The sequence below is a fragment of the Pseudoalteromonas sp. CnMc7-15 genome, assembly GCF_022347925.1.
Taxonomy (GTDB): Bacteria; Pseudomonadota; Gammaproteobacteria; order Enterobacterales; family Alteromonadaceae; genus Pseudoalteromonas; species Pseudoalteromonas ruthenica.
In genome coordinates this window covers 260,914-276,512 of the sequence record NZ_JAKRFT010000006.1, presented here as the reverse complement: position 1 = coordinate 276,512, position 15,599 = coordinate 260,914, and the positions used below count along the sequence as shown (strand labels likewise).

10 protein-coding genes are annotated in these 15,599 nt (G+C 48.9%); 5 read left to right on the top strand and 5 right to left on the bottom strand.

Translation table 11 applies throughout. The features are described from left to right. Positions 1–42 precede the first annotated feature (42 nt). Positions 43–2,622 carry a DNA mismatch repair protein MutS gene (gene mutS, locus MHM95_RS16010; protein ID WP_239385754.1) on the bottom strand — a complete coding sequence of 860 codons (2,580 nt, stop codon included), beginning with the start codon at positions 2,620–2,622 and terminating at the stop codon, positions 43–45. Between the two features lie 24 nt (positions 2,623–2,646). Here mutS and MHM95_RS16005 point away from each other — a divergent pair, with 24 nt between their 5' ends. Next, a complete protein-coding gene (locus tag MHM95_RS16005; protein WP_130148967.1) occupies positions 2,647–3,153 on the top strand; it encodes a CinA family protein in 507 nt (168 codons plus the stop codon). Between the two features lie 72 nt (positions 3,154–3,225). Continuing rightward, positions 3,226–4,275, top strand: a complete 1,050-nt coding sequence (gene recA, locus MHM95_RS16000) for a recombinase RecA (RefSeq protein WP_045978513.1) — start codon at positions 3,226–3,228, stop codon at positions 4,273–4,275. Between the two features lie 180 nt (positions 4,276–4,455). Here the strand turns inward: recA and MHM95_RS15995 are convergent, their stop codons facing one another. Both MHM95_RS15995 and MHM95_RS15990 read right to left on the bottom strand, forming a co-directional pair. Then, positions 4,456–6,582: a TonB-dependent siderophore receptor gene (locus tag MHM95_RS15995; protein WP_239385753.1), complete on the bottom strand. Its 2,127-nt coding sequence runs from the start codon at positions 6,580–6,582 to the stop codon at positions 4,456–4,458. 163 nt (positions 6,583–6,745) lie between these two features. Continuing rightward, positions 6,746–7,876 carry a DcaP family trimeric outer membrane transporter gene (locus MHM95_RS15990; RefSeq protein WP_239385789.1) on the bottom strand — a complete coding sequence of 377 codons (1,131 nt, stop codon included), beginning with the start codon at positions 7,874–7,876 and terminating at the stop codon, positions 6,746–6,748. A gap of 278 nt (positions 7,877–8,154) precedes the next feature. Between MHM95_RS15990 and acs the strand changes: the two genes are divergently transcribed. The 3 genes from acs to MHM95_RS15975 all read left to right on the top strand — a co-directional run bounded on the left by acs (position 8,155) and on the right by MHM95_RS15975 (position 11,266). After that, complete coding sequence (gene acs, locus MHM95_RS15985) at positions 8,155–10,095, top strand: acetate--CoA ligase (protein WP_138508979.1); 1,941 nt, start codon at positions 8,155–8,157, stop codon at positions 10,093–10,095. A 92-nt stretch (positions 10,096–10,187) separates the two neighbouring features. Beyond that, positions 10,188–10,844, top strand: coding sequence for a response regulator transcription factor (locus MHM95_RS15980; protein WP_022946949.1), 657 nt, complete (start codon positions 10,188–10,190; stop codon positions 10,842–10,844). A 17-nt stretch (positions 10,845–10,861) separates the two neighbouring features. Beyond that, positions 10,862–11,266, top strand: coding sequence for an ACT domain-containing protein (locus tag MHM95_RS15975; RefSeq protein ID WP_022946948.1), 405 nt, complete (start codon positions 10,862–10,864; stop codon positions 11,264–11,266). A gap of 3 nt (positions 11,267–11,269) precedes the next feature. Here MHM95_RS15975 and purU read toward each other — a convergent pair whose 3' ends face one another. After that, positions 11,270–12,103, bottom strand: a complete 834-nt coding sequence (purU, locus tag MHM95_RS15970; RefSeq protein ID WP_022946947.1) for a formyltetrahydrofolate deformylase — start codon at positions 12,101–12,103, stop codon at positions 11,270–11,272. Positions 12,104–12,142: 39 nt separating this feature from the next. Next, positions 12,143–15,571, bottom strand: a complete 3,429-nt coding sequence (locus MHM95_RS15965; RefSeq protein WP_239385752.1) for a PAS domain-containing hybrid sensor histidine kinase/response regulator — start codon at positions 15,569–15,571, stop codon at positions 12,143–12,145. Positions 15,572–15,599 lie beyond the last annotated feature (28 nt).

Genomic DNA, 15,599 nt, shown 5'->3' with positions numbered 1-15,599 from the left:
AGATATGAAAAAAAGCCCGCTTAATTGCGGGCTGTATTGTTGCTATAGCAGCTCTTTTAACCGGTATAACAGCTCATGAGCCTGACGTGGGCTTAGATCGTCGGGGTTAATATTACTGAGCTCATTCTCAACCTCACTGGGCTCGGGCTCCGCCAATAAATCCAGCTGCGCTTGTGTGCTTGAGGTGTTGGCGTTAATTGCAGGTTGTTGCTCTAACTGTTTGAGCTTGCGCTTAGCGCTGTTGATCACCGCCTTAGGCACGCCCGCTAATGCCGCGACCTGTAAGCCAAAACTCTTACTTGCTGGGCCTTCTAAGACTTTATGCATAAAGGCAATGGTATCGTTGTGTTCAATGGCATCTAAGTGCACGTTTACTAACCCTGATTCACGCTCGGCAAGCTCTGTAAGCTCAAAGTAATGGGTGGCAAATAAGGTTTTGGCATTAATTTTGTGAGCCAAGTAATCTGCCGTGGCATAGGCGAGCGACAAACCGTCATAGGTACTGGTACCGCGACCAATCTCATCCATTAACACCAGCGAGTGGGCTGTGGCATTGTTTAAAATGGTGGCTGTTTCGGTCATCTCAACCATAAAGGTTGAGCGGCCAGAGGCGAGATCGTCGCTGGCACCGATACGGGTGAAAATACGATCAACCAAGCCGATTTGCGCCTGTCCCGCTGGCACAAAGCTGCCAATATGAGCCATTAACACAATCAGTGCCGTTTGGCGCATATAGGTTGATTTACCGCCCATATTCGGGCCGGTGATCATCAACATGCGGCGCTGATTATTGAGCTCCACCGGGTTGGCGATAAAGGGGTCTGTCATCACCTGCTCAACCACAGGGTGGCGCCCTTCACTGATGACAATGCCGTCGCCTTCGTGCAGCTCGGGTTTCGCGTAGTTAAGCGTTTGCGCGCGCTCTGCTAGGTTATTCAGTACGTCTAATTCACTTAATGCCGCCGCCAATTGTTGCAATGCATCTAGGTGCGGGGCTATGAGGGTAAATAGCTCATCATAGAGCTGCTTTTCCAGCGCCAGCGCTTTGGTTTGGCTACCTAACACCTTATCTTCGTGCTCTTTGAGCTCGGGGATAATATAGCGCTCGTTATTCTTCAGGGTCTGACGGCGGATATAGTGGCTTGGCACTAAATGAGAATTGGCGCGGCTAATATCAATATAAAAGCCATGTACCTTGTTGTAGCCAATTTTCAAAGTACTAATACCGGTGCTCTCGCGCTCTCGCTCTTCCATGGCGGTGAGCACATCGGTGGCCCCTTGCGAGAGGTTACGCCAATGGTCGAGCTCATCGTTGTAACCCTCAGCAATGACTCCACCATCGCGGATCAACACCGGTGGGTTATCAACAATGGCGCGTGTTAGTAACTGCAGTAGTTCATCATTGGGATGACTGGCGGTGGCAATTTGTTTTATCCGCTGGCACTGACTGGTCGCTAACATATTCTGTAGCTCAGGCAGTTGCTCCAGCGCTGCGCGCAAGCGAGACAGATCGCGTGGACGCGCATTGCCTAGCGCTAATCGGGCAACGATACGCTCAACATCGCCTACAGCACGCAGCAGTGGCTGCAACTCCATATGCCAGGCTTGGTCGATGATGGTGCTAATGGCATTAAGACGAAGGTTGAGCTCCTTGCGACAGCGAATAGGGTTATGAATGCGACGTTTCAATAACCGCGAGCCCATGGGGGTTGCGGTTTTGTCGAGCACGGCCGCGAGAGTGTTTTCCAGACCGCCACCAAGGTTTTGCGTCAGCTCAAGGTTTTTGCGGGTGGCGCTGTCGAGTACCACGGCCTGCGTATCTTGCTCGAGGCTAATGCCTTTAATATGGGGCAGGGCGGTACGTTGCGTGTCTTTGACATACTGTAATAGGCAGCCAGCGGCAGTCAGCGCTAACTTCGCTTCATGAACACCAAAGCCAATCAAGTCTTGGGTGCCAAATTGCTGACATAGTGCGGTAACGGCAGTATCTAAATCGAATTCCCATTCCGGACGTCGACGAGTGCCTTTAATATGCTCTATAAGCGCCATATCAGCAAAGGTTTCTGGATAGAGTAGTTCGGCCGGGTTAAGGCGTTGCAAAGTGGATTTAAATGCGTCATTGTCAGCACATTCAACGACATTAAAGCGTCCGGAGTTGATATCTAAATAGGCAACGCCAAAACGGCCTTGTGGGTTTTTATACACACTGACTAATAAGTTGTCTTGACGCTCTTTTAATAGCGCTTCGTCGGTGATGGTGCCCGGGGTGACAATACGCACGACTTTGCGCTCAACCGGGCCTTTGCTGGTTGCCGGATCGCCCACTTGTTCGCAAATGGCCACCGATTCACCGAGCTGTACTAGGCGAGCGAGGTAGTTTTCCACCGCATGGTAGGGGACACCAGCCATGGGAATAGGCTCGCCGCCGGCTTTGCCACGATAGGTCTGTGATATATCAAGCAGCTCGGCGGAGCGAATGGCATCATCAAAAAACAGCTCATAAAAATCGCCCATACGGTAAAACAGCAAAATATCGGGATGTTGCGCTTTTATTCGCAGGTATTGCTGCATCATCGGGGTTTGTTGTTTTATATTATCTTCACTGTAGAGATTTGCTGACATGCACGCACTCGAATAAGGATGGTTATGAATTTACAGCACCAGTCAACGAACAATACGAAAACCCTTGCTGCCCAGCTCGGCGCTATTCTAGCGGATAAGCAGATGATGATCACTACCGCTGAATCATGCACCGGGGGTGGCATTGCTTATGCCATTACCGATACCCCCGGCAGCTCGCGCTATTTTGCCGAAGCGATGGTGACTTATTCCAATGAAGCTAAGCACGAGCGCTTGGGCGTGAGCAAGCAAACATTGGCCGATTATGGCGCGGTAAGTGAACAAACCGTGCGTGAAATGGCTATTGGCGCAGCCCAAGCCGCAGAGGCTGATGTGGCGGTGGTCACGTCAGGCATTGCCGGTCCCGACGGCGGCAGTGATGATAAACCGGTAGGACTGGTGTGGTTTGCGGTGTTCTTTAATCAGCAGGTGAGCGTGCAACAGCAGGTATTCAGCGGCGATCGCGCGTACGTGCGTGAGCAAGCAATAGCTCATGCTCTGGCGATGACGGTAAAAATTATAGAATCTGCTTGATACTGTAATTCCATACAGTATACTAAGACACATTAAGCCAGCGTGTGGCACAGAACGATTTTGGAGAACAGCATGAACGATAACAAATCAAAAGCCTTAAGTGCAGCGGTTTCGCAAATTGAGCGTCAATTCGGTAAAGGCTCAATTATGAAGCTCGGTGATAGCCAGGCTTTGGATATTGAAGCCATTTCTACCGGCTCACTGGGAATCGATATCGCTCTAGGTATAGGTGGTTTGCCGACCGGGCGTGTTGTTGAAATTTATGGCCCAGAATCGTCAGGTAAAACAACCCTTACATTGCAAGTTATTGCTCAAGCTCAGCGTGATGGTAAAACCTGTGCTTTCGTCGATGCCGAGCATGCCTTAGACCCTGTCTACGCCGAAAAGTTGGGTGTTAACGTTGAAGAGCTACTGGTTTCGCAGCCGGATACTGGTGAGCAAGCGTTGGAAATTTGTGACATGCTAGTACGTTCAGGCGCCGTTGATGTGGTCATTGTTGACTCGGTAGCTGCACTGACACCAAAAGCTGAAATTGAAGGCGAAATGGGTGACAGCCACGTTGGCTTGCAAGCACGTTTAATGTCACAGGCGCTGCGTAAGTTAACGGCAAACATCAAACGCTCAAACACCTTGTGTGTGTTTATCAACCAAATCCGTATGAAGATTGGTGTGATGTTTGGTAACCCTGAAACCACCACCGGTGGTAATGCCCTGAAGTTTTACTCGTCTGTACGTTTAGACATTCGCCGTATTGGTTCAGTGAAAGACGGTGATGAAGTGATCGGCAACGAGACCCGCGTCAAAGTAGTGAAGAACAAAGTGGCGCCGCCATTTAAGCAAGCCGAGTTTATCATCATGTATGGTGAAGGTATCTCCAAAGAAGGTGAGCTGATTGATTTAGGTGTGAAGCACAAGCTCATTGAAAAGTCCGGTGCGTGGTACAGCTACAACGGGTCTAAAGTCGGCCAAGGTAAATCTAACTCTATTAAGTTCTTAAAAGAGAATGTTGAGATCGCCAATGAGATTGAAGGTAAGCTACGGGAAATGTTGCTGCTTAAAGCAACCATTAAGCCTGAAGACGGTGAAACCAACCCGCTAGCTGCTGAAGCGCAGAGCGAGTAAGACTGCGAAGTACTGAATAAGAGTAAGCGAAACCAGCCTAAGGGCTGGTTTTTTTATGCCTGGAGTTTCATCGCTGGCACGCCTGCCATAAGTTTTAGCTAGGCTTTAAGACTAATAACCAGGCATAAAAAAACGCCAAACACAGAGTTTGGCGTTTTACTGTTTAACTAAGACAGGGAATTAAAGCTGCCAGTTAATAGAGAAAGCATAGTGACGCGGTGCACCGTAATAGCCCTGGGCCCAGTAAAGGCTGTGTAGGTACTTTTCATCAGTCACGTTGTTAACATTAAAGGTGGCACTGATGCGCTCAGTCACTTGGTAAGTGGCCACTAAATCAAGTAGGCCATACGCACCTTGTGTGGTCACTGTAGGAATAGTGCCATTGCTTTGCACTCGTGACGTTTTGGCTTGCCAGCGATAATTAGCACCAAAGCTTAAACCCTCAATTACAGGGACCTGATAATTCAGCGCCACCTTAACTTGGTCTTCTGGGGTGTAATCACGAACTAACTTACCTTCATTGGCGTCATCACCTGCTTCAATATCTACATGGCTGTAGCTGAAGCTAGCACTTAAGTCATCAGTGAGACGACCACTGAGTTCAAGCTCGTAGCCATCGCTATTGATCCCCTCAGCAGCGTAGTAAACCGTGTTGTCAGGAGTTGAAAGAGCGGTGTCAGGCAAGGCAACACCGTCTTGCAGAGCATCGAAAATAGCAAAAGTGGCAAACAACTGACCATCTAGCAACTGTGCTTTAATCCCCAGCTCTTTACTCTCACCGGTGATTGGGTCTAAAGCCATGCCGGTTTGGTCTTGCTCTGATTGTGGCGCAAAGGTCTCAGTGTAGCTGGCATACACGGTGTAATTCTCTGCAAAGTCGTAGACAGCACCAATATAAGGAATAAACTCTTCTGAGCTGTTCACTTTGGAATTACCGTAAGATAGGCCCTCAGAATCCCACTCGGTATAACGACCGCCAGCAAGAATGGCTAGAGGCTCAGTGATTTTGAAGCGTGCCGACGCATAAGCAGATTTTTGGTCAGCCTCGACCTTAGAGCCGTTGTAAGCATCCTCGAGTGTTGGAATAGGTGCGTTACCTTCAAAGTCCTCCAGTGGTGGCATCGCCGGGAAGCCATTGCCTGTGGTGTAGTCGTAAAGTGAACTATCTTGGTAGTTCATATCGGCGCTACTGACACCAAACACTAAGTTATGAGTTTGTCCAAACAGTGAGAAATCACCTGTGGCGTATAGATCATAAAGGTTTTGCTGATCTTTATAGTCGTATTCACTGGCGTAGCCGGTTAATCCCAGCCCGGTTTCAGCACTTGGGGTGCCGTAGACATAAAACAACTCGGAGTCTTGCTCATTGGTCATGTGCGCGTAGCGAGCGCGTATAAACCAAGAGGTGCCCAAACTTTGCTCAAGTTCAACAAAAATATGTTCGTTATCGTTATTCCAATAAGACCAATCAGCGGCCGTGCTTGTGGATACGTCGAAGTCAGTCGCAGTGCCATCATCATAGAACAGTGGCAAGGCTCCCCAAAGAGGGCTATCGGCATCTTTTGACTGACGAATATAATTCACTGATACCTTTGTGCTGTCAGTGAGCTGACCTTCATAGGCGATGTAACCCAAGGTTAAATCTGTGGCGTAGCGGTCCAAGTAGGAGTCTGAACGCTGCTTAGTGACCACTGCGCGCATTGCGTGGTTATCAGTTAAGGCGCCAGAAACATCCACCTCTAAACGGTTTTTATTCCACGAGCCAACAGATGCAGAGGCGCTGGCTTGAGTCGTATAGGTAGGCTTTTTCAGGACCATGTTAACGGTCGCTGCAGGAGTCCCCGCGCCAGTCATAATACCGTTGGCACCACGGACAATCTCAATGCGATCGTAAATAGAGGTATCGAGGGTTCCATGCACATCACCACCATCTTGAGGGATACCTAAACCATCAACTTGGAAGTTAGTGATATCAAAACCACGGGCTTTAAAGTAAGTACGGTCTGTTTCGATTTGCTCAACAGTGACACCCGGCGTTGACTCTAACACAGCGTTAATATCGTCCAGTGAAAAGTCATCCATTAATGCACGAGACACCACAGAGATAGACTGGGGCGTTTCTTTAATGGTGATGCCGAGTTTAGAAGCAGAGTCCGCTTGTTCGGTGATGTAGTTTTTATGGTGCTGACCATACACGGAAACACGTTCAATATCTTTGTCTTTTGCTTGCTCAGCAAAAGCTGAAGTACTCAGGGCAACGGCGCAAAGCGTTGCTATTTTACTTAAAGTGAAGCTTTTCTTAGACATAATCTTTTAGCACAGAGAGTTAAAAATCGTGCATAGATTAATCTAAGTGAGAATGATTTGCAAACACACTTTTGTTGCGAAAAATAAAAAGCCGCTCTCAATAAGCGGCCAAAAGTCATCCAATGTCTGCAGAGCAAGGCTCTCGTTTAAAGTTTAAGCCCTACTAAAACGCATATTTTGCAGAAAACTGTAAGCGGTCTAAGTCACCATCGACACCGCTTTCGGTTTCTCGCTCTGCGTGTTTAAACTCAACTCCGAAGGTGAGTTTCTTAACCGGCGAATACAGTAAGTTGGCACTGTAACTGACGCTGCTTTCAGTAGGGTCGCCACTGAAGGCGAGTAAATCGGTATTGTTATCAGCACTGAAGAACGAATAAAGGAAAGTCGATCTGAAGTGATTATTCCAATGGTGTTGATAGCCAATAAACCCTGAGGTTGAGTCAATCGCATCAAGTTCATCACCATCGAATACCGCACCATGGGCGACGTTAAGACCGACATAACGACCCAATCCTTTGCCTTGAGTCAGCATAAACTTAAGGTTGTCAGAGCCGAGATTCACGCGCCCTGAAACACTCAACCCAAACGAGGTTTCGTCTTCATCAAAGCCGTTTTGCTTGTATGTTAGCTGACGCGCCAACGCAGTAACAGCAATATGGCCCCAGTCCGCTTTGTGATTATAGCGGGCAGTGAAATCAGGCATGCTGGCATCGTCGGTTTCTACTCGAGCACCATTGACGGTGATAGAGCTTTCTGGGTTTTCGGCCGAAAATGCCCAATTACCCACGCTATAACGGACTTGTGCCTGACGGGCGAACACCGTGCCCTCCGCTGGGCCAACGAAATCAAGTGTTTCTGGCAACGCGCTGACGTTTTGGAAATTAGACCATGCTTGACCAAATAACCAGCCATCGTAGGTAATAAAGGCTTGGCGTAGACGCGGTGAGTAGGAGTTGGTGACACGTTCGTTGCCTCCAACAGAGCCGATAAAATCTAGCTCGATTTTAGTTTTTACTGTTTTACCGTTACTCACTTTGGTACTGGTACCAAAATTAAAACGAGATTGGCGGGCATGCATATCAAATACTGCATCGGTATCTGCGTCTGGCCCGACGGGGGTGGTACTGGGAACATAAAAGTCACGGCCAATACTGTCGCCAGAAATGGTGCCAGCGGAGTAATCACTCCACATGGCATCAACTTTGACGTAGCCGCCATAGCTAATATCGGTGTCGCCAATCGTGGCCGCGTGAGCGCTACCCACTACCGAGCCAAGCGCAGCGCACACCGCCATAAATGTTTTTGTTAGTCGTTTTTGTGTTGTCATAATGAAGTTGTCCTGTTGCAAGCTAGCTATGAAAACATGGTCGTTGCCATGATTTTGAGCAATTACCTATTGGTCTTACGACTAAGGTATAGCCGAACTCTGAGTATGTGGTTAGTTAACTTGCTGAGTGTAGGCAGGTTTGTGGCCAATTTGTGGGATTTCATACTAAGGTCTAATACTGAAACATTCAGCCCTGAGTAATGCTGTGGGCAAGCCTACAGGCAACAAAAGATATGGAGACGGTTATGTCACAGAGCATTTATCCGGTTTTTGATAACATCAAAAACAACGCACTAGTCGATAACGAAAAATACAAAGCACTATATCAGCAGTCCATAGATGACCCCGAGGGCTTCTGGGCTGAACATGGTAAGCGTTTGCACTGGTATACCCCCTATACAAAGGTAAAAAATACCTCTTTTGATAAAGGCCATATCAGCATTAAGTGGTTCGAAGACGGGCAACTCAATGCATCATATAATTGTATTGATCGTCATTTAGAACATAAAGCCAATAAGACCGCATTGATTTGGGAAGGAGATGACCCGAGCCAAAGCGAGCATATTAGCTACCAGCAATTGCATGATGAGGTATGTAAACTGGCTAATGGCCTGCGCAAACTAGGCGTTAGTAAGGGCGATCGTGTGGCTATTTATATGCCGATGACGCCGCAGGCTGTCTACGCGATGCAAGCATGCGCGCGTATTGGTGCCGTGCACTCGGTGGTGTTCGGTGGTTTTTCGCCTTCTGCAATCGCTGACCGCATCAACGACAGCGGCGCTAAAGTGGTGATCACCTCAGATGAAGGTCGCCGTGGCGGTGGCACCGTGCCATTGAAAGCCAATGTCGATGAGGCTGTGAGCCAAGAGTCAGTGACTACGGTCGAGCATGTTATTGTGCATCAACTTACCGGTGGTGACGTGCAGTGGCACAGTCACGACCTGTGGTGGCACGATTTAGTCGCCGATCAGCCTAGCCACTGCGAGCCAGAGGTGATGGACGCTGAAGATCCTTTATTTATTCTTTATACCTCGGGCTCCACGGGTCAGCCTAAAGGGGTCGTGCACTCTACTGGCGGTTATTTGGTGTATACCTCCATGACCCATGAATACGTATTCGATGTGCATGATGACGATGTCTACTGGTGTAGTGCTGATGTCGGCTGGATTACTGGTCACAGCTATATCGCTTATGGGCCTTTGGTTAATGGCTGTACACAAGTGATCTTTGAAGGGGTGCCGACCTACCCAAGTGCAGGGCGCATGGGGGAAGTAGTCGATAAGCATCAAGTGACGATTCTGTACACTGCGCCTACAGCCATTCGCGCGCTGATGGCAAAAGGCGATGAACCCACCGCCAGTTCAACACGCTCATCATTGCGGGTATTGGGTTCGGTGGGCGAGCCCATTAACCCAGAGGCCTGGGCATGGTATTACGAAAATATTGGTAATAGCCAATGTCCTATTGTGGATACTTGGTGGCAAACCGAAACTGGCGGCATCATGATCACGCCGCTGCCGGGTGCAACCGATATGAAGCCTGGCTCAGCGACACGACCTTTCTTTGGTATTGCCCCAGCACTTTACGATGCCGAGGGAAATAACCTTGAGGGTGCGGTTGACGGTAACCTTGTTATTCTCGATAGCTGGCCGTCGCAAGCACGCACGGTGTACGGCGATCACGAGCGTTTTGAGCAAACCTACTTCTCGGCTTATCCTGGGGTGTACTTCACCGGTGATGGTTGTCGTCGTGATGAGGATGGCTATTATTGGATCACCGGCCGCGTAGATGATGTACTTAATGTGTCAGGTCACCGCTTAGGTACCGCAGAAATTGAAAGTGCCTTGGTGGCGCACGAGGCTGTCGCCGAGGCTGCTGTGGTTGGTTATCCTCACGATATTAAAGGGCAGGGGATTTACGTTTACATTACCCCAAATGATGGCGTGCAGGTTAGCGATGAATTGACTAAGGAAGTGCGGAACTGGGTGCGTAAAGAGCTTAGCCCCATTGCCTCTCCGGATATGATTCAATGGTCACCGGGACTACCTAAAACCCGCTCAGGTAAAATTATGCGTCGTATTTTGCGTAAAATTGCTGCCAATGAGCACCAGCAATTAGGCGATACCTCGACGCTGGCGGATCCTGGCGTGGTGGACGATCTCATTGAAAACCGTCTAAATCGTTAATTAGGCGTTAAGAACTTGATTAACGAACGATTCTAAACGTAGACTATCGGCTGTCATCAAGCGATGACGGCCGATTTTTTTAGGAGCACAGCATGAGTCAGTTTTTAATCGCGGACGATCACCCATTATTTCGTGAAGCATTAAAAGGGGCACTGACAAAGCAGTTTACCCCCCTAGAAGTATTTGAATCTGATACCTTCGACAGTACCTTGGCGGTACTCGATGCGCAGCCAGAGCTAGACATTTTATTGCTGGATTTGCACATGCCCGGTAATGGCGATTTGTATGGCTTAATTCGCATCCGTGAAGATTATCCTGACCTTCCTATCGCTGTGGTTTCTGGCAGTGAAGATTTACACATAGTATCAAAAGTGATGGGCTACGGTGCCATGGGCTTTATTCCCAAATCATCTTCGGCACAGCAAATTGCTGATGCTATATCGCACATGTTGGAGGGCGATACGTGGCTGCCTGAGGAGATCAAAGACAAGGTCGAGGCGATCAGCGGTGAGGATAAAGAACTGGCGGTCCAAGTCGCTTCATTGACACCGCAACAGTATAGAGTGTTAAGCTATTTGCACGAAGGTTTGTTGAATAAACAAATTGCTTATGAGTTGAATATTTCTGAGGCGACAGTGAAAGCGCACATTACGGCGATTTTCCGCAAGCTCGGTGTCTATAATCGTACCCAAGCGGTGTTAATTGCCTCAAAGCTACAGTTGGAGCCTCTTGAAAATCAAAGCGAATAATCGCCACTGGAGGAACTATGAGCGCAATTACGGATCTGCACACGTTGTTAGCTAATCTTGAGCCACAATTACAGCCCCAAGAGTATGTTTTTTGCTGTGTACCGGGGTTGTTATCTGATTATACTCAGCTTAACCCCCTTGCTGCGTTTAGTGAAAAAGAGGGTATGACACTGGTACTTGAGGCCAATGCGGCGCAACAAGCCGGTTTTGATAGTGCCACCACCTACCGGCAAATCACCCTAAATGTTCATTCTGCTTTAGATGCTGTGGGCCTCAGTGCCGCCGTTGCGGACACCTTAGCCGCAGCGGATATCAGTGCCAACATTATCGCTGCGTTTTATCATGATCACGTGTTTGTTCCCAGCAACAAGGCCGAGCAGGCATTATCGGCACTGCAAGCGCTGAGCGCCGATAACCAGTAAAGCTTAGTCAAATACCACCGTTCGGTTACCATTTATGAAGAGCTTGTGCTCGGCTGCAAGCTCAAGTGCCTTACAAAATACCTGTTTCTCTACGTCGCGGCCTTTTTTAGCCATACTCAAGGCGCTGTCAGCGTGAGTCACCGGAGTGACCTGTTGCATAATAATGGGGCCTTCATCAAGTTCATCAGTAACAAAGTGGGCTGTGGCGCCAATGATTTTAACGCCACGCTCAAACGCTTGATGGTATGGCTTAGCGCCAATGAAAGCAGGCAAGAAAGAGTGGTGAATATTGATTATTCGACCACTAAAACGGGCGACAAATTCGGGGCTGAGAATACGCATATATTTGGCAAGGCCAATCATGTCCGGGGCATACTCGGCGATTTTATCGCCAACTAAAGCATCATGCTCATCACGGCTTAGGCCTTCATGGCTAATACAGTGAAAAGGCACATTAAACCCAGCAGCTAAAGGCGCGAGGTCGGGGTAGTTGGCAATCACTGCCTGCACTTCAATATTTAATGCCTGCTCGAAGCACTTAAGTAACACTCCACCAAGGCAGTGCGCTTCTTTGGTGGCCAGCAGCACCACCTTGGTTGCTTCACCGCCATGCAAGGAAAGCGTAGAACCACTGGGCAGCGATGCCTGCAATTCGGCTAGTAAATCAAGGTTATCAAAGTTTCCGTCCAGCTCAGTGCGCATAAAGAAACGCCCATGCTGCTTATCAACAAATTCGTTGTTGCGGGTAATATTCAGGTTATGCTCAAAACACAGCCCGGTAATTTTCGCGATTAACCCCTCTTCGTCGGGGCATTGCGCCAATAGTACTTTTTTCATTCCTCATTCCTAATGTGTGAACACATTAGGCATTATGCCCTAAAGAGAATGATTTAACAGTGCCTTTAACTTTGCGGGTTTTACTGGCTTAGAAAGATAGTGAACACCCGCTTCTTTCGCTTTTTGTTTTACTTCGTCATCGCGTACTGCGGTAATTAAAATAGCCGGTATGGGGCCACGCAGGGCGCGTATTTTTTCGATAAGACTTAAGCCGTCTTCATCATGACCAAGTTGATAGTCCATTAGAATCACATCGATAGCCCCCCCGTTTTGCACCCATTCGAGTGCTTGCTCGCCACTGGAGCAACCTTGGCTGTTGGCACCCCACTTATTTAGTAAGTGGGTCATGGCGGTGATGTTTTCAGCTTCGTCATCAACGACCAGTACATCATAATGAGCTTGTGCGCGGGCACCGGTGTGTTGCTCTGTAGGGCTGCTGATACGCTGCGCGTTGCCATAAGGAACTTCTACCTTAAAGCAGCTCCCTTGGCCTAAGGTGGAGCGCATTGTCAGCCGGTGTGAGAGAAGCTCTACCATGCGCTTGACAACGCCGAGGCCGAGCCCCACGCCTTTATTATCGCCAGATTCAACGCGATAAAAGTCGTCGAATATCTTTTGTTGTTCACGCTCGCCAATGCCCAGTCCGGTATCCCATACTTCAATACTTAAATGGTGTTTACGGCGACGACAAGCAATAAGCACCTTGCCGCGCTCGGTATATTTAACGGCATTAGAAAGTAGGTTTTGTAAAATTCGGCGCAAATAAGTGATATCGCTATGAACCACATCATTGCGCGAGCGCAAGGTAATTTCGAGGCCCTTATCGGCGCATAAAATGGCATACTCATTGACCAGCGGCGCTAATATATCGTCGATATGAAAATGCTTCGGACTGGGGGTCATCGCGCCTTGGTCGAGTTTGGCAATATCGAGCAGGGCTGACATCAAATGGACGGTGCTATCGAGGCTATCGCCGAGTTTATCTAAGCTGCTGGCGTTATGCGGGGTTAATGTTTGCTCATCAATAGCCGCAAGGTAGAGGCGCGCCGCATTCAGCGGCTGCAAAATGTCATGGCTGGCTAGAGCGAGAAAGCGGGTTTTACTGTCATTGGCGCGCTCGGCTTCTTGCTTGGCCGCTTTTAGGGCTTGCTCGGTTTGTTCTCGGCTGGCCATTTGTGCTTTGAGGTCTTGGTTGATTGCACGGATCTCTTGCGTGCGCGCTTCAATGCGATTCTCCAAGTCCATGTTCACTTCTTCCAGCGCGTTTTGTGTCGCCATGTGTGCGGTAATATCCGAAAAACTGGTCACAAAACCACCGTCTGGGAGCGGGTTACCTATCATTTCATAGACCTGACCGCTACGCCGATGGCGAATGAAGTGATGTGAGCTGCCATTACGCAGGTGGCGGACGCGCTTTTCCACATGATGCTCAATTTCCCCCGGGCCGCACTCGCCACGTTGCGCATTGTAGCGAATCACTTCTTCAATCGGTTGGCCTTGTTGTAAAAAACCCTCGGGATAGTTAAACATTTCGGCATAACGTTTGTTCCACGCGACTAAATTTAAGTCTTTATCGACCACTGAGATGCCATGACTGAGGTTCTCTAATGAGGTAAAGAGTAAGTTTTGGTTAAATCGCAACGCCTGGGTGGTTTCATCAAAGAAGTTGACCACCTCCTCAAAGGCTAATTGCTTACCACTGGCCACCGTTTGTATCAATGCTTGCGCCGACGATGCCCCTAGTACCCCAGTAAGAGCGCGCTCACAATAAGCAATAAATTCATTCGAGGGTTGGGCATTATTGTCATTGAGCTCGTCGTTGGCTTGGTAGTGGCTCAATACTTGGCTACTGCGCTGGGCGCCTAAAAAGGTTTGCAGTAGTACCTTAAAGTCATAAACCGTGGCATTAACGTGTTTGTTTAGTCGCTTGGCGAAGTTAATCTGCTCTTTGGGGTTCACAAAAGCGGCGGCCTGAATACGGTCTATCAATCGCTCCTGAGCTCCAAGGGAGAAGCTGATATAACAACAAATGTTGGCGAATAGCGCGATCAATGTTCCTTGAGTAATCAATTCTTGCTGCGCGGTGCTATCTAACACTGTGGGGGTGTTCATAATGGGTAGCATTAAAAACAGCATCCAGCAGATCACTCCGGCAGTCAGTCCGGCATACACGCCATATGCATGGCCTCGGCGCCAGTATAAGCCGCCAACAATAGCCGGAAGCAACTGAGTTACTAACGAAAAAGCAACCAATCCCATAGACGCTAACGTTTCGCCGTGACCAAATACTTGTTGGTACAGGTAGGAAAGCAGCAGGATGGCGGCAATAGTAAAGCGCCTGACTAACAAGATGCGGGCTCGATAACTGCGGTTAATTTGGTTGCGGCGAAACTTACGCTTGAGTATCAGTGGCAGCACCACATCGTTAGACACCATGGTGCTTAGGGTCAGTGTCGCTACAACAATCATCGCGGTCGCGGCCGATAGTCCACCGATAAACACGAAGGCAGTGAGTAACCAGTGTCCAGTACTTAACGGAAAGGCGAGAACAAAGCTATCAGCACTGTGTCCGTGGCCGATTTGCGGCATGATGGCGGCGCTGGCGATGGGTAGGATCATGGCGCCAATAAGTAAAAGGTATAGAGGAAAAGCCCAGCGTGCGGTCTTTAAATGACGGATATCCTGATTATCAACCACGGTGACGTGGAACTGACGTGGCAAGCAAATAATTGCAGCGGCGGCCATCAAGGTTTGACCGATAAAGCCAAAGCTGAGCATATCGGAGCTTTGCCAATGCTGCCAGATTGCGTCAAGGGAGACAGAACCGGGCAACGAATAAAGGGTGTACACCGCAAGCCCTGCAACGAAAATGAGTGCCAGCAACTTTATCAAGGATTCAAACGCCACCGCGAGCATCAGTCCCGAGCGATACTCGGTGACATCGACCTTGCGGGTACCAAAGAAAATGGCAAAAACGGCCATGATTAGCGCGCCACTAAGCGCCAGTATAGTGCCGGATACCTGAGCCCCGCCGGGGAGCAGTAAAAAGCTGCTGGAAAGCGCCTTAAGTTGCAACGCAATGTAAGGAATGGTGGCCATCAGCGCGATAAACGTGACTAAAATAGCGCTCAATTGGCGCTTGCCGTAGCGCGCAGAGATAAAATCGGCAATGGTGGTGATATTTTGTTTTTTACTGACCAATACCAGTTTGCGTAAAAAGCCCTGACAGAAAATAAACAGTAACGCCGGGCCCAGCAAAATAGGCAGATAGCTCCAGCCGCTGCTTGCCGCTGTGCCCACTGAGCCATAATAAGTCCACGAGGTGCAATAAATCCCTAAAGACAGTGCGTACACAAAGGGGTGGTGACTAATGTATTTGGCCCAAGGCGTGGTTTTGTCGCCCCAATTTGCCAGCCAAAACAGCAAGGAGATGTACACCAAGGATACAAAGATAAGAGCGAGGGTCATAAGCCGTAGCGTTATTGTTATTAGTAGC